Origin of the sequence: Chitinimonas viridis (assembly GCF_030409555.1) — a bacterium.
Classification (GTDB): Bacteria; Pseudomonadota; Gammaproteobacteria; order Burkholderiales; family Chitinimonadaceae; genus Chitinimonas; species Chitinimonas viridis.
Genome location: NZ_JAUFPU010000007.1, coordinates 56,536 through 74,329 on the forward strand (window position 1 = coordinate 56,536; position 17,794 = coordinate 74,329).

The following is a 17,794-nucleotide window of genomic DNA, read 5'->3' on the forward strand; positions in this document are numbered from 1 at the left end:
TAGTTTTATGCAAGAAAAAAGTACACTGGTCAGTGTAAAATCAGATTCAACCCCCCCAGGTATCCGCCCTCCCATGTCTGAACCACTACGCCTGACTGACCAGAAACGCGCCGCCATCCTGGCTGCGGCCATTGCCGAGTTCCGTGCCAACGGCTTCCAGAGCACCAGCATGGACAAGATCGCCGCCAGCGCCGATGTCTCCAAGCGTACGGTCTACAATCACTTCCCCAGCAAGGAAGAACTGTTCGCCGAAATCCTGCTGCAGCTCTGGCAGCGCAGCCTGGCCCGGCGCGACCTGCCCTATCGCGCCGATCTCTCCCTGCGCGAACAATTGCTGGCTCTGGTGGCGCAGAAGCTGGACATGCTGGACGACGACAATTTTCTCGACCTGGCCCGCGTCGCCATCGCCGAGACCATACATACGCCCGAGCGGGCACAGGCCATGGTGGCCAAGATGGGCGAGCGGGAAGAAGGCTTGACCACCTGGCTCAGGGCCGCCCAGGCCGACGGCAGGCTCAGGCCGCACGACCCGGCGTTCGCCACCCACCAGCTGTATGGCTTGCTCAAGGCGTTTGCCTTCTGGCCCCAGGTCACCATGGGCCAACCCCGCCCCTCGGCCGAGGCAAGGCAGCACATCATGACCACCACAGTAGACATGTTCCTGGGCTACTACGCCCAGCCCAGCCCCACTGGAACCTAGCCCATGCAAAATTGGCTCTTTCTCGCCATCGCCATCGTCGCCGAGGTCATCGCCACCTCGGCCCTCAAGTCCAGCGATGGCCTCACCCGGCTGTGGCCCTCCCTGCTCACCCTGGGCGGCTACAGCATTGCCTTCTATTTCCTGTCGCTCACCCTGCGCACCATCCCCATGGGCACCGCCTACGCCATCTGGTCAGGCGCAGGCATCGTCCTGATCGCCCTGATCGCCTGGCTGCTGCACGGCCAGAAGCTCGACGCGCCCGCCCTGCTGGGCATGGCCCTGATCATCGCCGGGGTAGTGGTCATCAATCTCTACTCCAAGGCGGCAGCGCATTAAGGCACGCAGGAAGTCACATCAAACCAGGCGCGCCGAGCCCATCATTCAAGCCATAGTGGCGACTTTAGGTCACGCGATGTCGCTCCTGTGCAGACTTAGCGGGCAATCCGCCAAGCCAGCCGTGCCGCCACCTTGGCGGTGACACCATCGCGGTCAAAGGCCGGGTTCAGCTCGGCGATATCCGCCAGCATCAGCTTGCCCGTAGCCTTGGCGGCATCGATCAGGGCCTCGACCACCGACAGCTCCACGCCGTAGGCTGCCGGCGCCGAAACGCCCGGCGCCACGCTGCCCGGCAGGACATCAAGGCAGACGGTCAGGTATAGCCAGTCCACTTCGTCGGCAAAGAAGGCCAGGGTATCGAGCAGGTCTTCCATCCTGTCGCGCGTACACTCCTCGTCGCCGCGCCACTGCACGCCCAACTCGCGGGCACGGTGGAACAGGGCCTCGGTATTGCCCGGTTCAGAGATGCCATAGACCAGGTAGTTGAACGACATCCGGTTGGCCGCGCAGGCCTCGGCAATCTGCCGGAACGGCGTGCCGGAACTACCGCGCTCGCCTGCCCGCAGATCGAAATGGGCGTCGAGGTTAACGATGCCTACGCGCGGCGGCCTGCCCTGCAGCTCGGCGTGGCGTGCCAGGCCGAGGAAGCTGCCATAGGCAATCTCGTGCCCACCGCCCAGCACCAGCGGAAAATGCCCGCGTTGCAGCAGATGGGTCACCTGCCTGCCCAGCTCCTGCTGCGCCTCCTCCAGCGCATCGCCCACGCAGCGCACATTACCGGCATCGTAGATATGCCCCTCATGGTGCCAGGCCAGGTTGGCCAGCGCCTTGCGCAGGGCCAGCGGCCCCTCTTCTGCACCAGGCCGGCCGTGATTTCGCTGCACCCCGGCATGGCATGCAAAGCCCAGCAAGGCCGTACCAGGAGGCGCATCATCGTGGAAGGCCTGCAGGCACTCATGCCAGCGGCGGGCCAGCGGGCCTTCCTCGGCGTCTACGCGGCCTTGCCATACGGCCATATCAGCAGCTTGGTACATAGTGGGGCTCCAATGAGAATAGCCTCCCGGCTTGGGATGGACGGGCACTAGCCAGGATAGGACAGGAATAATTCGGTTTGCAGCTTGCCAGGGGGCCTTTGCCATTGCCAGCCGCTAGCCTGCAGCACTTCGGCCAACGCCGCGAAAAGCGGCTGGGCAGATCGTCGGTTGCCAAGCGCGATGCCATCGTAGGCGTAACCGGGCCGGCGCAGAAAGACGCACTCTGCAGGCAAATCGGCCACGCCAGGATGAAGATACAGGCCACTTCCTGGCCGGATGGCAGTACGCCAGACAGGTAGCAACAGGCACATTCGGTAGTAGGTCACGCCACGCCTGCCAACCACCAGTACCTCAAGCAAGCCCAACGGCAACAATAGCAGGCACCAGACCCAAACCGGCCAGGGTGGCAACAGCAGAAGCGTGGTTGCCATATCGCTGTCCCACAACACAAACAGGTAGATGCCCATCATGAGCATATACATCTGCAAGGTCACGATGCCGGCGGGTAGCAAGAATAAGTGCCAGGAACCGATGCGGCACTGATACCACCAACCGCCCGGCCTTGATAACCATCGCCACGCCTGGCTTGTGCTGGGTGGAGCCATGCGCTAACCCTGTTGACCGTTGTACCAGCGCCCCAGCAGCGGCTCGCCGCCCAACCAATAGCATAGCTCGGCCGGCCGGTTGATCTGCCATAGTGCCAGGTCGGCGCGCTTGCCGACTTCCAGTGTGCCGGTCTGCTGCTGCAGGCCCAGCGCCTGCGCTGCATGGCGCGTCATGCCGGCAAGGGCCTCGGCCGGAGTGAGGCGGAACAGCGTGCATGCCATGTTCAGCGCCAACAGTGGGCTGGAGGCGGGCGCCGTGCCGGGATTGCAGTCAGTGGAGACCGCCATGGGCACACCCGCCGCCCGCAAGGCAGCGATAGGTGGCAGCTTGGTCTCGCGCAGGCAGTAGAAGGCGATGGGCAACAGCACGGCGACCGTGCCATGCTGCGCCATGGCGGCAATGGCCTGCTCGTCCAGCCACTCCAGATGATCAGCCGACAGCCCATCATGCTGGGCCGTCAGCAGCGCCCCGCCAGAGTCGGACAACTGCTCGGCATGCAACTTGACCGGCAGGCCCAGCGCCTTGGCCGCCTGGAACAGGCGCGCCACCTGATCGCGGCTGAAGCCTATCTGCTCGCAGAAGGCATCGACGGCATCCACCAGCCCTTCCTCCGCCAGCGGCTTGAGCCAGGCAATGCAGGCCTCGATATAGTCATCCGGCCGGCCCTGGAATTCGGGGGGCAGCGCATGGGCCGCCAGGTAGGTGGCTTGTACGCCGACCCGCCGCTGCTGGCCTAGCTGCCGCGCCACCCGCAGCATCTTGCGCTCGCTGTCGAAATCCAGGCCATAGCCGGACTTGACCTCCACCGTGGTCACCCCCTCGCGCAGCATGCCGTCCAGCCGGCGCAGGCTCTGCGCCAGCAGCTCGGCCTCGCTGGCAGCGCGGGTAGCGCTGACCGAGGAGCGTATGCCGCCGCCAGCACGGGCAATCTCCTCGTAGCTGGCGCCATTGAGCCGCAACTCGAACTCATGCGAACGGTCTCCGCCAAATACCAGGTGGGTATGGCAGTCGATCAGCCCAGGCGTGAGCCAGCCACCCTGCCCGTCCACCTCTTCCAACTCACCCAGGCCGGCCGGGATATCCTGCTCTGCCCCTAGCCAGGCTATGCGGCCATCGCGCACCAGCAGGGCGGCATCATGCAGCTCGCCGTAGCCGTCGGGCTGGGCAAAGGTGGCAAGGTGGGTGTGGCGTATCAGCAGGTTCATGGCTTTGGCGTTGTCTGCAGACCCAGGTTTCAGGCCAGGTTTTCAATTTTTCAATAGGCCGTGCCGCCGGGCAATAGCGCGGCGGCACGAGTAGGCAGCAGGGGGGAGTGCTGCCGTCTGGTGGCCGGCACCCCGCCTGATCAGCGACCCAGCATGGGCAGGTTCAGCCCCTGCTCGCGGGCACAAGTCTGTGCAATCTCGTAGCCGGCATCGGCATGGCGCATCACGCCTGTGCCCGGGTCGTTCCACAGCACCCGTTCGATACGCTTGGCGGCAGCATCGCTGCCATCACAGACGATAACCACGCCGGAATGCTGCGAATAGCCCATGCCCACGCCACCGCCGTGGTGCAAGGACACCCAGGTCGCGCCGCCAGCCGTGTTCAGCAGCGCATTGAGCAAGGGCCAGTCCGAGACGGCATCGCTACCGTCGCGCATAGCCTCGGTTTCGCGGTTCGGGGAGGCCACCGAACCCGAGTCCAGGTGATCGCGGCCGATGACCACGGGAGCCTTCAGCTCGCCCGTCCTGACCATCTCGTTGAAGGCCAGCCCCAGGCGATGCCGGTCGCCCAGACCCACCCAGCAGATACGGGCCGGCAGGCCCTGGAAGGCGATACGCTCGCGCGCCATGTCCAACCAGTTGTGCAGGTGCGGATCATCGGGTATCAGTTCCTTGACCTTGGCATCGGTCTTGTAGATGTCCTCGGGATCGCCCGACAGCGCCACCCAGCGGAAGGGGCCTACGCCCTTGCAGAACAAGGGACGGATATAGGCCGGTACAAAGCCGGGGAAATCGAAGGCGTTGCTGACGCCCTGGTCCAGTGCTACCTGGCGGATATTGTTGCCGTAGTCGAGGGTGGCTGCACCGCGCGCCTGCAGGTCCAGCATGGCTTGCACATGCACAGCCATGGAGCGGCTGGCCGCCTCCACCACGCTCTGGGGTGCCGATTTCTGCTTGTCGCGCCACTCCGCCACGCTCCAGCCTTGCGGCAGGTAGCCGTGTACCGGGTCATGGGCCGAGGTCTGGTCGGTCACCACATCGGGGGTGATGCCACGCTGCACCAGCTCGCCAAACACATCGGCGGCATTACCCAGCAAGCCCACCGATACCGGCTTGCCTTCAGCCCGGGCGGCATCCAGCATGGCCAGCGCCTCATCCAGGGTATGGGCCTTCTTGTCCACATAGCGGGTCTTCAGGCGGAAATCGATGCGGGTCTCGTCGCACTCCACCGCAATCATGGAGAAGCCCGCCATGGTGGCGGCCAGCGGCTGGGCGCCACCCATGCCACCCAGGCCACCGGTCAGTATCCAGCGGCCTGCCGGCTTGCCATCGAAATGCTGGTTGGCAACGGCGTAGAAAGTCTCGTAGGTCCCCTGCACTATGCCCTGGGTACCGATGTAGATCCACGAGCCGGCCGTCATCTGGCCGTACATCATCAAGCCCTTCTTATCGAGCTCATTGAAATGGTCCCAGTTGGCCCAGGCCGGCACCAGATTGGAGTTGGCCAGCAACACGCGCGGCGCGTCGGCATGGGTACGGAACACCCCCACCGGCTTGCCGCTCTGTATCAGCAGCGTCTCATCGTCGTTCAGGGTCTTGAGCGTATCCAGAATGCGGTCATAGCAGGCCCAATCGCGCGCCGCCCGGCCTATGCCGCCGTAGACCACCAGCGAAGTCGGGTGCTCCGCCACCTCGGCATCCAGATTGTTCTGGATCATGCGGAAGGCTGCTTCGGTCAGCCAGCTCTTGCAGCTCAGCTCGCTGCCGCGCGGGGCGCGGATGACGCGGCTGGGGTCGATGCGGGGATCGGTCATGGTGGTCTCCTGTCGGGGAAGGGTAGATCGAATCAGGCTGCGCCGGGGCTGAGGTCCAGGCGCAGAAAATCGGTGGTTGGATGCTTGGGATTGGCAGCGTCGAAGCGCCAGCCATGCCGGCGGTAGAAGGCCAGAGCAGGAGCATTATGTCTGTCCACGCTGAGTCGCGCGGTATGGCAGCCGTGGCGCCGCAGATAGTCGACGGCATAGTCGTGCAACTGCCCACCCAGGCCTTGATGGCGCCAAGCCGGTAGCAGGTAGAACAGATGCACATAGCCCTGCCCAGGCTGATCTAGCTCGTGCCTGACCTCCAGTTGACCGACGATCTCATCCCCCAGCCAGGCATGCACATAACCATCCGGGTAGTCGGCGCAACGCTGCGCCAACCTGGCCCGGTACAGCTCGCCCGCCGGTCCGGCATCGCGGTCGAACGACTCGGTGGTACCGAACGATACCTGGTAGGAATCCCGCCGCATGGCATAGGCCTCGGCAAAATCATCGTCCAGTTGGATGGGGGCAAGGCGCAGATGCATCATGGCCTACCTTAGAAATGCCCGCTGAACTGATAGCGGCCGGCCGGGTGGTACAGGTTGGCCACACTGGCCACCAGGCCACGCGAGTAGGTGCGGCGATGCAGCACCAGGCACGGTTCGTCCTTGTCCATGGCCAGCCTGGCCTTGGCAGTACGATCGGGCCGGCGGGCCTCGATACGGTATTCCACCCGTGACAAGGGCGCGGCACGGGTCAGGTATTCGTTGGGGGTGATGCGGCTGTAATCCTGCTTGAGGTAGTCCGGCGCCAGCTGTGGATTGGCCCAGCGTTCCTCCAGCTGGATGGGCAGCCCGTTCTCGCGATGCAGTATCAGCGAATAGAACAGCGGTGCCCCCACTTGCAAGCCCATCTCGGCGGCCAGTGTGGTATCGGCCTTGACTGCCTGTAGCTTCAGCAGCTCGGCCGTATGCTCATGCCCACGTGCGCGGATTTCCTCGGCGATGCTCTTGATGTCGACCAGCGTGCTCTGGTACTTGGTGGCCGCCACAAAGGTGCCCGCGCCCTGGCTACGGGTCAGCACCCCCTCGGCCGCCAGCTCGCGCACGGCACGGTTGACTGTCATACGGGCCACATCGAAGCGCTTGACCAGCTCGTTCTCGCTGGGCACCTGATCACCGGCACGCCAGCGGCCTGCCTGTATCTCGCTCAGCAGGTAGTCCTTGATCTGTTGGTAGGCCGGTGTACTCATGTTCTCCTCACCTCAGAGCCCGTCATGGACTCAATTCATCGCTGCTTGTAGCGGATTACACGGGTGCCACCAGGCAGCAAGGCAGCCAGTACCAGCAGCCCCCGTGATTGAATCCACGCACCTACGCCGAGGCGCGTGGCACGCCGCCTCAGGCCTGCGAATCGAAACGGAACGGCGCCAGCTTGGCAAAAGCCCCGTCGCGCACCAACTGGGTGATGGCCTCGATATCGGGAGCAAAGTAGCGGTCGATACCGTAATGCGGCACCTTGCCACGGATCAGCGCCATGGCGGCCAGCAAACGTGGCGAGGTCTGGTGCGGCGCACGCAGATCCACCCCCTGTGCCGCAGCCAGCAGTTCTATCGCCAGGATATGCGCCACATTCTCGGCAATATCGCCCAGCTTGCGGGCAGCGAAGGTTGCCATGGACACATGGTCTTCCTGGTTGGCCGACGTCGGCAGAGAATCCACCGAGGCCGGATGCGCCAGAGTCTTGTTCTCGCTGGCCAGCGCAGCAGCCGTCACATGGGCAATCATGAAACCAGAATTCACCCCGCCATCCTTCACCAGGAAGGGTGGCAGGCCGGACAGGGTGGCATCGATCAGCAGTGCAATACGACGCTCGGCCAGCGCACCGATTTCGGAAATGGCGATGGCCAGGTTGTCTGCAGCGAAGGCCACCGGCTCGGCGTGGAAGTTGCCGCCGGACAGCACTTCATTGGTATCGGGGAACACCAGTGGGTTGTCGGATACCGCGTCGGCCTCGCGCAGCAGCACATTGGCGGCATGACGCATCTGGTCCAGGCAGGCACCCATTACCTGCGGCTGGCAGCGCAGGCTATAGGGGTCCTGCACCTTGTCGCATTCCTTGTGGCTGGCATTGATGGCGGAACCATCCAGTAGCTGGCGATAGGCCGCCGCAGCGTCAATCTGGCCGGCATGGCCACGCAGCTCGTGGATGCGGCGGTCGAACGGCACTACCGAGCCAGCAGCCGCGTCCACGCTCAAGGCACCGGCCACCAGGCCGGTCTGGTACAGGTCTTCTATGGCATACAGGTTCACCAGCGCAATAGCAGTGGAAGCCTGGGTACCGTTGAGCAGGGCTAGGCCTTCCTTGGCACCCAGGGTCATGGGGCTGAGGCCAACACGGGCCAGTCCTTCCACGGCCGGCAGGAACTTGCCATCCACCATCACCTCGCCCACACCCAGCAGTACGGCTGCCATATGGGCCAGGGGGGCCAGGTCACCCGACGCCCCAACCGAACCCTTGGCAGGGATGCTGGGCAGCACATCGGCATTCAAGAGCTTGAGCAGCGCCGTGATCACTTCCAGCCGTATGCCGGAATAGCCACGGCCCATGCTGGATATCTTGAGCGTCAGCAGCAGGCGCACCATGGATGCGGGCAACGGCGCGCCCACGCCCACGGCGTGCGACAGCACCAGGTTCTTTTGCAGCAGTTCCAGCTGATCGGCCGGGATATGGGTGGAAGCCAAGCGGCCAAAGCCGGTATTGATGCCATAAGCCGGCGCCCCCTTGGCCACGATGGCCGCCACGGCGCGAGCGCCTGCCTCAATGCCGGGTACGGCCGCAGGGTCCAGCGTTAGCTGCACACCACCCGCCATGATGGCACGCAGTTGCTTGTGGGTCAGTTTACCGGGGGTCAGGGTCATGGCTTGCATGGTGTCTCTCGCATCGGATGATCGAATGAAACACAGATTACTCGTCTACATTTGTATAGACAAGATCGATTGCAAAAAAACCTGACCCGCAAGGGAAATCCCCCAGCCATCGCTGGCCCGCCACCAGCACCCAAAGGCTGGGACAGGCGGCCAACCCGCCTTGGCTGCCTCAGCGGCTGTTATGAACTTGAATCATTGAAAAACCGCCGCGCATTCAGAATGCTGACGGACGGCAGCGAGGGGTGTGACCCCCTCAGGAGAGAACCCGCCGGCTCAGGCTGCGCTCACGCCCAGCGCCGGGGTTACCCAGGCGCCTGCGCCATTCATCACCACCCCACTGGCATGAAGTCTCGCCTATAGGCTTGTCATTTCTTGGGCGCAGCGGCCGCTGGCTTGGCGGCGTTACCCAGCTTCTCCCGCAGGGCCGTGGTATCGAGCTTGTAGCTGGGCGACGCCAGCGGGCCGCTGATCTGTATCGGCACCTGCACACCTTTCAGGGCATCAAGTTCGGGCACGCCGCTGCCGCCACGCACGGTGGCATTGAGCAGATAGTCCACCTCGCCCCGGCCTATATCGATACGGCCATCGCCCGCCAGATTCAGGAACGGCGCACGGATGACCAGGTCACGGCTCTCGGCCACGCCTTCCTTGATCACGAAACGGGCGCTGAGGTCGGAAAAGCGGGTACGCCGGGCCACGTCTGCCGGTATGGCACCGCCCGTCAACCTGGCCAGGTTGGTGCGCAGGCCGCGCAACACATCGCCCACATCCAGGCCGGCAATGGCGCCACGGGTCAGCATCAGATCCACCCGCCCCGACATGCCCTGGCGCAGTGCCGCAATACTGCTGGCCGGCGCCGTGATATCCAGATTGAGCGTACCCCGGCCTGACAGACGGTCTATGCCAAAGGTATCGGACATCAGTGCCGCCACCTCCATGCCGGTCAGTGTCTGCAGCATGTGCAGCCTGGGTTTAGCCCCCCCTTCCAGCAACAGCTTGCCATTGAGCTGGCCGCCGTAGATATCCGCCCGCAGCGGATCGAGCTTGAGCTGGCGCCGCTTGGTATCCACATGCGTCTGCAGGTTGAATACCCGGAAACGGCCTATATCCAGCTCGCCTATGCGCACCTCGCCACGCGCCACCAGGCCGCTCAGCCAATCCAGCGACAGCGGCTGTGCCGGGTCCAGCAGCGGCGCCGCTTCGGCATTGGGCAGGTAGGGGGTTAGATCGAGCTTGGCCAGATCCAGTGCAAAGGCATAGCGTGAGGAAACAAAATCCTCCAGCGACAGCTGTGCCGTGACTGGCGCCCCATCCAACTGGCCCCGGCTATCCCAGTCGAAGCGCTCGCGCTCCAGATCCACCGCCGTGCGGCCAGCCAGCGCCAGCTTGATGGCGCCTTGCGGCAAGGCCTTGTTACGGTATGAGCCCGTCAGGGTAAAGGCCGGCAACTCCATGGTGCGCCAGTTGCCCATGCGCAAGGGGCTCTCTATCTCCAGCTGGGCGTTCTGGGTGTCATCCAGCAGCTGCAGGGTCAGTCTGGCCTGGTCGGCAGCCAGGCCACCCGTGGGCTCCGCAGCCAGCCGTGCCAGCTTCAGTTGGCCGGCGATTTCGCTGAGCCGGCTCTTGATACCGAACTCCGCCTCGATCTCGCCGGTTGCCAGCCCACCCTCGCCACCACGCAGCGCCGGCGTTCTGAGCTTGGCCTGCCAGCGCTGCTCGCCCCGCTGCACGGTTGCCTGCGCCACCACCTGCTGTAGCTGCGCCCGCCATGGCAAGGCCCCCAACTCCAGGTCGCCAGCCAGCTCGAACCGGCCATCGCGCCATTCCGGTGTCTGCGCATTGATGGCCAGGCGAAATTGCTTGAGCCTGGCCGCCAGCTTCGCCCGGTCTACCCGCAGCTTGCTATCCACCCGCAGCCCACCGCCCCAGTCCGGTGCAGTCAGCTGCCCCACCACCGTGACCGCTCCATTCTCCCCCTCGGGGTCCAGCGCGTGCAGGTCCAGCTTGCGAAACCGTGTCGTGGCGCCATGGGCGTCCTGCCAGTTCAGCGCGGCCGACACCAGGTCCACCCGCTCCGGCCGCCAATCCACACGGCCAGGCTTGGGGCGCCGCGCCAGCAGATCGTCGATATTAAGCGTGCCATCCAGGCGCTGGTAGGCATTCACTACCAGGCCTTCGACTCGGGCATCGACCAGCTCGGCCCGGCCCTTCACCAGCCCCCCCCAACCGAGCGAGAAGCGCGCGCTCTCAAAGTGGGCAAACAGGGCGCGGCCATCCGGCTCGCTGATGGTCAGGTTTTCCAGGGTGACATTGGGACGCGGCAACAAGGCAAGGCGCAAGGCACCTATCTCGACCTTGCGACCCAGCGAATCACTGGCATCGGCAGCCAGCTTGTCGCCCAGGGCACTGAGGTTGAATAGCGGCACGGCGACCACCACCGCCAGTAAAAAGGCGAAGACATAGAGGCAGCGACGTAGCCGTAAGGGAATCTGGTACAAAGGCATGGCCCGATTATGCCTGTGGCAAGGCTCACCATGCCACGACCCTTGCACGATTTATATTTGCCCGAATACAAATCAAGCGCTTGCGGATGCCCCACACGGCGCAACGCCCTGCCAGCGAGCAACAACGCAGTGCACAGATAGTGGCCAAGCACCTGGCACCTGCACAGCCCTAGCTAGCAATCAGTGACTAGCATCCATGGCAGGCTCTATGATGCGCCATCCTCACTCACGAGCCCATCAAGCATGAGCAATCCACACATTACCGAGATCAAGGTACGCGGTTACCACCTGGATCTGTACGGCCACGTCAACAACGCCCGCTACCTGGAGTTCCTGGAAGAAGCCCGCTGGGGCTTCACCGAAGACCATGGCTCGCTGGAATTCTTCAGCCAAGCCGGCCTCGCCTTTGTCATCGTCAACATCAATATCAACTACCGCCGCGCCGCGCTGATGGGCGAAGAGTTGAGCATCGCCACGGCCATGCAGAAGATAGGCAGCCGCAGCGCCGTCATCCACCAGGTCGTCAGCCTCAAAGGCAGCGATACCGTCATCGCCGAGGCGGATGTCACCTTCGTGATCTTCGATGCCAAGCAAGGTAGCGCCATCGCCATGGATGGCGAGCTGCGCACCATGTTCGAGCGCTTGCCGCACTGGCCACCAGCCAGCTGATACCGCAAGCCGCCTGAAGACGCGAAAAGCCCAGACAAGGTCTTGGGCTTTTGCTTGCCTTGCTGGCCTTAACCTAAACCCGGTAGCGCGACACCGTCACCTGCATCTGGTTGGCCAGGGCCTGCAACTGGTTGGCCGCATCCGCCGTGACGCCGGCAGCGCCGCTGGTTTCCTCAGACATCTGGGCGATGCGCTCAACCTGCTGGGCGATGTTGGTACTGGCCGCGCTCTGCTCGCGGATGGCATGGCTGATATCGTCCACCATTTCCACCACCTGGCCCGAGCCCTGCCGTATCTGCAAGATGGTCTCGCCGGCCCCCCTGGCCTTTTCCACGCCGACATCAACCCGCTCCACCACCTCGCGCATACGGCTCACCGCCGCCTCCGCCCCCTGCTGTATGGTGGCGATCAGGGCGCCTATCTCCTGCGTGGACACCGAGGTACGCTCCGCCAGCTTGCGCACTTCGTCGGCCACCACGGCAAATCCCCGTCCCTGCTCACCTGCGCGGGCCGCCTCGATGGCGGCGTTCAGCGCCAACAGATTGGTCTGGTCCGCCACGTCCTTGATCACGCTGACCACGGCACCGATATTGGCGCTCTCGCGCGCCAGCAGATTGATCTGTTCCGAGGCATCCGCCACCCGCTCGGCAATGCCGTTGATCTCAGCCACCGTGGCCTTGATCACCACCTCACCCTCGCCCGCCATATCGCCTGACCGCCGCGACATGGTATTGGCCTCATTGGCCCTGTCGGCCACATGGTTGATGCTGACGGTCACCTGCTCCACGGTCGCCGCCATATTGGCGGCCGATTCACTGGCCGAGGTGGAACTGTGCGACATCTGCCGGGCCGCATCGGCCATGCCGTTGGCCTGGCCCGCGACGCCGTCGACGCCGCTGGCGATATCCCGGAAGCTGGTCTGCAAGGTATCGAGCAGGCGATTGAAGGCCGCCACCGTCATGCCTACCTCGTCGCGGCTGCTGATGGGCACGCGCTGGGTAAAATCGAGGTCCCGACCTATGCGCTCCACCGTGCGCTCCATCAAGGCCAGCGGGCCGGAGACTGCGCCGTAGATCCACCAGCCAAACCCCACCAGCACCAGCACGCCCAGCGCAATCACCACCATGAACAGATTGCGTGACGACTCATACACGCTCTCCGCCTCCAGCGCTGCGGCCTCCTGCATCTTGATGTTGTAGCCCGCCATCTTCTCGATGGAAGCCTGCAGCACCTGCTCGGCAGGTATCACCTTGCCGTACAGGGCCGCCACCGCCTGGTCGGCCTGGGCCGCGTTGGAGCTTTTCAGCGCCTCGGCATAACCGGCCTGGTAGGTGTCGAAGGCCGCCTTCATGGCGCCATAGTTGGCCTTATCGGTCGTATCCGAGGCAAAGCTGGCATAGCCATCCACCGCCAGCTTGGCCTTGCTGACTGCCTCATCCACCTTCTGGTTGAAAGCTTTCTTGAGGTCCACATCCTCTTCCATGATGTGGGACAGCAGCAAAGCCCGCATCTCGCGGTAGGCAATGGCAATATCGTTGGTGGCCTGAACCCGGGGAATACTTTCGACAGTGAGCGACTGCACCTGGTTATTCAGTGAAACAAAGGCCTTCAGACCTATGCCACCCACCGCAAGCAGTGCAACCAGGGCAACAGCCAGCATCACGACAAGACGCTTGCCTATGGACATATCGGTGTTCCTTTCTGGATTTCGCCTTCGCCTACAGCCAGCGAAGCCACGCGCGCCAGCCCACGTTGCCCGGCACCCTCCCAGAGAGGTATCAACTGCAGCAGCAACGCACGCCGGGCACGGCCAGCCTGCGCCGCCCCGAATCGAGTAAATACACTATAGCGTTGGTGCCAGCAGGATGCTGACCTGAATCAAACGATGATGCCGCCACCCAGGCAGGCGTCGCCGTCATACAGCACGGTTGACTGGCCAGGCGTCACCGCCCACTGCGGTCCATCGAACTGCAGCCTGGCCACGCCGTCGCGCACTTCCAGCAACTCGCAGCTGGCATCGGCCTGGCGGTAGCGCGTCTTGGCGGTATAGCGGCCTGGCCTGGGTGCCTCGTCTGCCACCCAGCTCAGTTGGTCGGCCAGCAGGGTATCCTTCAGCAGCAGCGGATGATCATGGCCTTGCACCACGATCAACTCATTGGCCGCCATGTCCTTGCCCGCCACATACCAGGGCTCGCCCGGCCCACCGATGTTCAAGCCCTGGCGCTGACCCAAGGTGTAATACATCAGGCCCATATGCTCGCCCACCGTACGGCCCTCAGGCGTACGCATGCGGCCAGGTACCTTGGGCAGGTAGCGGTTGAGGAACTCACGGAAAGGACGCTCGCCGATAAAGCAGATCCCGGTGGAATCCTTCTTGGCATGGTTGGGCAGCTTGATCTCAGCCGCAATCTGCCGCACCTCGGTCTTGCGCATTCCCCCCAGCGGGAATACCGCCCGCGATACCTGGTACTGGCTCAGGCGGTACAGGAAATAGCTCTGGTCCTTGGTTTCGTCCACTCCGCGCAACAAGCGGGTGCGCCCGTCGGCAGCCAGGTCGGTGCCGGCATAGTGGCCGGTTGCGATCTTCTCGGCCCCCAGGCTGATGGCATAGTCCAGAAACGCCTTGAACTTGATCTCGGCATTGCACAGCACATCGGGATTGGGCGTACGACCAGCCTGGTACTCGCTCAGGAAATAGGCAAACACCCTGTCCTTGTACTCGGTGGCAAAGTTCACCAGCTCGATATCGATGCCCACCAGGTCGGCCACTGCGATGGCATCGCGCGAGTCCTCCTTGATCGAGCAGAACTCGTCGCTGTTGTCATCTTCCCAGTTCTGCATGAATACGCCGACCACGTCTATCCCCTGCTGCTTGAGCAGCCAGGCGGTTACCGAGGAATCCACGCCGCCGGATAGGCCGACGACTATGCGCTGGGTCTTGTCAGTCACAAGCAATACTCTTCTGCGGCCTAGGCCGCGTTATCGGGATATGTCCTTCCTGCTTGAGGCAAGGGAACACACTCCCCAAATTAGCACTTCATCCTGCGCCATACCTGCCGCTCAAGCAGCGTTTTTGTCGTAGTGGCGTATCAGGTCCAGCGGATAGCGCCGTCCCGCGCGGTAATCCTCTATGCATTGCAACACCAGAGGACTGCGATGCTGCGCCTGGCAGGCGAGGACTTCCTCATAGCTCAGCCATACGGCACGGACGATACCGTCGTCCAGCACTGCCACCACGTCGCCGGGCCTCGCCTCGGCCGCAAAGCGATGGCTGCAGACCGCCACCCCGGCAACCTGGCCAGGCGCCAGGTCGGCGGCGTAGGCAAAGCGCAGATAGGTCAGCCCAGGCTTGCCGGGCGGTGACCACTGGTAGATGCCCACCAGAGCAGTGGGGCACACCTGATAGGCGGTTTCCTCGCGGGCCTCGCGTATGGCCGCCGCCAGCAAGGATTCATCATCATCGAGGTGTCCCGCAGGCTGGTTATAGCGGCGACCATGCTCAGTCAGTTCTTCGACCAGCAGATAGCGCCCGGCCTGCTCGACCAGCACAGCCACAGTGGTATTCGGTTTCCAGATGGGGTCAGACACGGCGCATACAAGCCTTGCAGCGGGAAAATCCTGCCATTTTAAACGCTTAGCGCCTTTTCAAGTTCTTTCCGCCATCGCTGGCCAATGCCGCCACCCCAGCACGCCATACCCACTGCAGCGCAACACCCCATGCACCGTAACAAAACCCAGCGAAGCGGCTCTATTAGCAGCGCCAAAAGCAAAAAAGGCGGCTCGCGCCGCCTTTTGCCATTCAGGCCGAAGCCGTCCTTATCAGGACTTCTTCTCTTCCTTCTTGGCTTCTTCCTTCTTGGCTTCAGCCTTTACTTCAACCTTCTTCTCTTCCTTCTTGGCTTCGGCCTTCACTTCAACCTTCTTCTCTTCCTTCTTGGCTTCGGCCTTGGCTTCAACCTTCTTCTCGTCCTTCTTCACTTCGGCCTTGGCGGCATCAGCCTTAGGGGCTTCGCTCTTGGCAACTTCGGTAGCGAAGGCAGCGGTAGCGAACAGGCCGGCGATCAGAGCAGCGATCAGTTTCATGGTGTTTCCTTTGATTGGAGGAGGAGTGGATACAGCTTGGAATTATTACGACGGTATGACACGTCACCCGGCTTAACGCAGACCCCAGCAAGGCGGTTGACACAGCATTGGCAAGAAATCTGATACCAGCCAGCCGCTGGCCCAGGCGCAGCCACGCCACACATAGCCCGCAAAATCGGGATTTGCCGCACAAAGTCGTTGACAGCACCACGCCAGTGGTATTGAATCGGTATTGTATTCAACTGGTATCAAACCAGTCACAATAAGACCGGTATCTATCGGTCACGCGGAGTTAGTGGATGTCTCTTGAATTCTTGATCGGCGTCGATGGCGGCGGCACAGGCACCCGGGTGCTAGTGGCGGATCGCGACGGCCGCGAGCTGGCACGAGGCAGCGCCGGGCCATCGGGTCTGGCGCTGGGCATAGCGCCAGCATGGCAAGCCATACAGGTCGCCTGCGACCATGCGTTCGCCAGCCTGGGACAGCCTTTCGATGCCGCCCGCTGCGCCATGGGCCTGGGCCTGGCAGGTGTGCATAACGCCAGCTGGGCCGCGGCATTCCTGGCAGCCGCGCCGGCACTCCATGCCATCAAGCTGGACAACGATGGCTTCACCACCCTGCTGGGCGCGCACGGTGGCCAGCCTGGCGTCATCGTTGCCATCGGCACCGGCACCATAGGCGAGGCCTGGTTCGGCGACAGCCCATCCGGCCCGCGCAAGCGCACCGTATCGGGCTGGGGCTTTCCCTGCGGCGACGAAGGCAGCGGTGCTTGGATAGGCATGAAGGCCACCCAGCTGGCGCAGAAGGCATTGGATGGACGACTGCCTCGCGGACCACTGGCTGAGGCAGTAATACAACATCTTGGCGGCTCGGTAGACAGCGCCTATGACTGGCTGGCGCAGGCTCGCCAGACCAATTACGCACAACTTACGCCGCTGGTACTAAGCCACGCCACGAACGACGGCGCCGCTGCTACCATCTTGCGCCAGGCTGGTGAAGAAATTGCGGCGATAGCGCTAGCGCTGGATCCTGAATCTCATCTGCCACTGGCGTTCTGTGGTGGTCTTGCTGCGGCATTGCAACCCTGGCTACCAGCAGAACTGGTCCACCGTGCGCGCCAGCCTTTGGGCGACTCCGCCACTGGCGCGCTGCATCTGATTAGGGGAAATACATAAATGGACAAGGCCCGCGAAGCCGCCCTTCTGGCACTCAAGCCGGATGCAGACAGCAGCACCCCGCTTTATCTCCAGGTTGCCAACAAACTCTCCAGCGCCATCTCCACGGGTCTCTGGCAAGCCGACGAGGCCCTGCCCTCCGAGCGCGTGCTGTGCGACATGCTGGACATCTCCCGCGTCACCGCCCGCAAGGCCATGGACATGCTGTTCGAGCAAGGCCTGATCGTCAGGCGCCAGGGCTCGGGCACCTATATCGCCCCTCGCCTGGTACAGCCACTGTCGCGCCTCACCAGCTTTTCTGAAGAAATCCGCAGCCGTGGCTTTGCCCCCTCGTCGCGCTGGCTCAGCCGCGAGACCGGCATCGCCAGCCAGGAGGAAGTCCTGCGCCTGGGGCTGTCGCCGGCAGCCAACGTGGCCCGGCTCAAACGCCTGCGCATGGCCGACGACACGGTCATGGCGGTGGAAACCTCCACCCTGCCCAGCCGCTACCTGGCCGACCCCACCGTGGTGGCCGATTCGCTGTATGCCTATCTCGACAGCCACGGCAGCTCAGTAACCCGCGCCCTGCAGCACATCAAGGCCGTCAATGCCACCGACGAGATTGCCCAACTGGCAGGCATACCCTCGGGCACAGCCATGCTGATGATTACCCGAATAGGCTATCTCGACAGCGGCCTGCCGGTGGAGCTGACCTACTCCTATTGCCGCAATGACTACTACGACTTCATCGCCGAACTCCGCCGCTGAGCA

At 63.4% G+C, this 17,794-nt stretch carries 17 protein-coding genes; 5 read left to right on the forward strand and 12 right to left on the reverse strand.

From position 1 onward, the window contains the following. Positions 1–73 precede the first annotated feature (73 nt). Both QWZ03_RS08355 and QWZ03_RS08360 read left to right on the forward strand, forming a co-directional pair. Entirely contained in the window at positions 74–700 is a 627-nt protein-coding gene (locus QWZ03_RS08355; RefSeq protein WP_290332294.1) for a TetR/AcrR family transcriptional regulator, read from the forward strand. A gap of 3 nt (positions 701–703) precedes the next feature. Beyond that, positions 704–1,036, forward strand: coding sequence for a DMT family transporter (locus QWZ03_RS08360; RefSeq protein ID WP_284197239.1), 333 nt, complete (start codon positions 704–706; stop codon positions 1,034–1,036). A gap of 95 nt (positions 1,037–1,131) precedes the next feature. Here QWZ03_RS08360 and hutG read toward each other — a convergent pair whose 3' ends face one another. The 8 genes from hutG to QWZ03_RS08400 all read right to left on the reverse strand — a co-directional run bounded on the left by hutG (position 1,132) and on the right by QWZ03_RS08400 (position 11,117). Then, a complete protein-coding gene (gene hutG / locus QWZ03_RS08365; protein ID WP_290332295.1) occupies positions 1,132–2,070 on the reverse strand; it encodes a formimidoylglutamase in 939 nt (312 codons plus the stop codon). A 47-nt stretch (positions 2,071–2,117) separates the two neighbouring features. Beyond that, on the reverse strand, positions 2,118–2,540 hold the full coding sequence (locus tag QWZ03_RS08370; protein ID WP_290332296.1) for a hypothetical protein: 423 nt from the start codon (positions 2,538–2,540) through the stop codon (positions 2,118–2,120). Between the two features lie 138 nt (positions 2,541–2,678). Continuing rightward, positions 2,679–3,881: an imidazolonepropionase gene (hutI, locus tag QWZ03_RS08375; protein WP_290332298.1), complete on the reverse strand. Its 1,203-nt coding sequence runs from the start codon at positions 3,879–3,881 to the stop codon at positions 2,679–2,681. A 140-nt stretch (positions 3,882–4,021) separates the two neighbouring features. After that, positions 4,022–5,695, reverse strand: coding sequence for a urocanate hydratase (gene hutU / locus QWZ03_RS08380; protein WP_284197234.1), 1,674 nt, complete (start codon positions 5,693–5,695; stop codon positions 4,022–4,024). 32 nt (positions 5,696–5,727) lie between these two features. Beyond that, the gene (locus QWZ03_RS08385) at positions 5,728–6,231 is read right to left on the reverse strand and encodes a GNAT family N-acetyltransferase (RefSeq protein WP_290332299.1); all 504 of its coding nucleotides are present in this window, start codon (positions 6,229–6,231) and stop codon (positions 5,728–5,730) included. 8 nt (positions 6,232–6,239) lie between these two features. Then, positions 6,240–6,935 (reverse strand): histidine utilization transcriptional repressor HutC, encoded by a 696-nt coding sequence (hutC, locus tag QWZ03_RS08390; RefSeq protein ID WP_284197232.1) that lies wholly within the window; start codon positions 6,933–6,935, stop codon positions 6,240–6,242. Between the two features lie 148 nt (positions 6,936–7,083). Then, on the reverse strand, positions 7,084–8,613 hold the full coding sequence (hutH, locus tag QWZ03_RS08395) for a histidine ammonia-lyase (protein WP_308447532.1): 1,530 nt from the start codon (positions 8,611–8,613) through the stop codon (positions 7,084–7,086). Positions 8,614–8,978: 365 nt separating this feature from the next. Then, entirely contained in the window at positions 8,979–11,117 is a 2,139-nt protein-coding gene (locus QWZ03_RS08400) for an AsmA family protein (protein WP_290332301.1), read from the reverse strand. Between the two features lie 243 nt (positions 11,118–11,360). On the opposite strand from QWZ03_RS08400, the gene QWZ03_RS08405 reads away from it, so the two are divergent. After that, a complete protein-coding gene (locus QWZ03_RS08405; protein ID WP_290332302.1) occupies positions 11,361–11,786 on the forward strand; it encodes an acyl-CoA thioesterase in 426 nt (141 codons plus the stop codon). Between the two features lie 73 nt (positions 11,787–11,859). On the opposite strand, the gene QWZ03_RS08410 is transcribed toward QWZ03_RS08405, so the two are convergent. The 4 genes from QWZ03_RS08410 to QWZ03_RS08425 all read right to left on the reverse strand — a co-directional run bounded on the left by QWZ03_RS08410 (position 11,860) and on the right by QWZ03_RS08425 (position 15,869). Then, entirely contained in the window at positions 11,860–13,473 is a 1,614-nt protein-coding gene (locus tag QWZ03_RS08410) for a methyl-accepting chemotaxis protein (RefSeq protein WP_290332303.1), read from the reverse strand. A 191-nt stretch (positions 13,474–13,664) separates the two neighbouring features. Beyond that, the gene (gene mnmA / locus QWZ03_RS08415; RefSeq protein ID WP_290332304.1) at positions 13,665–14,735 is read right to left on the reverse strand and encodes a tRNA 2-thiouridine(34) synthase MnmA; all 1,071 of its coding nucleotides are present in this window, start codon (positions 14,733–14,735) and stop codon (positions 13,665–13,667) included. A 111-nt stretch (positions 14,736–14,846) separates the two neighbouring features. Beyond that, complete coding sequence (locus QWZ03_RS08420) at positions 14,847–15,374, reverse strand: NUDIX hydrolase (RefSeq protein WP_290332305.1); 528 nt, start codon at positions 15,372–15,374, stop codon at positions 14,847–14,849. 231 nt (positions 15,375–15,605) lie between these two features. After that, positions 15,606–15,869 (reverse strand): hypothetical protein, encoded by a 264-nt coding sequence (locus QWZ03_RS08425; RefSeq protein ID WP_290332306.1) that lies wholly within the window; start codon positions 15,867–15,869, stop codon positions 15,606–15,608. Between the two features lie 299 nt (positions 15,870–16,168). Here QWZ03_RS08425 and QWZ03_RS08430 point away from each other — a divergent pair, with 299 nt between their 5' ends. Both QWZ03_RS08430 and QWZ03_RS08435 read left to right on the forward strand, forming a co-directional pair. Further along, on the forward strand, positions 16,169–17,044 hold the full coding sequence (locus QWZ03_RS08430) for a glucosamine kinase nucleotide-binding domain-containing protein (RefSeq protein ID WP_290332307.1): 876 nt from the start codon (positions 16,169–16,171) through the stop codon (positions 17,042–17,044). Next, on the forward strand, positions 17,045–17,791 hold the full coding sequence (locus QWZ03_RS08435) for a GntR family transcriptional regulator (RefSeq protein ID WP_284197224.1): 747 nt from the start codon (positions 17,045–17,047) through the stop codon (positions 17,789–17,791). It begins immediately after the preceding gene. Positions 17,792–17,794: the final 3 nt, after the last annotated feature.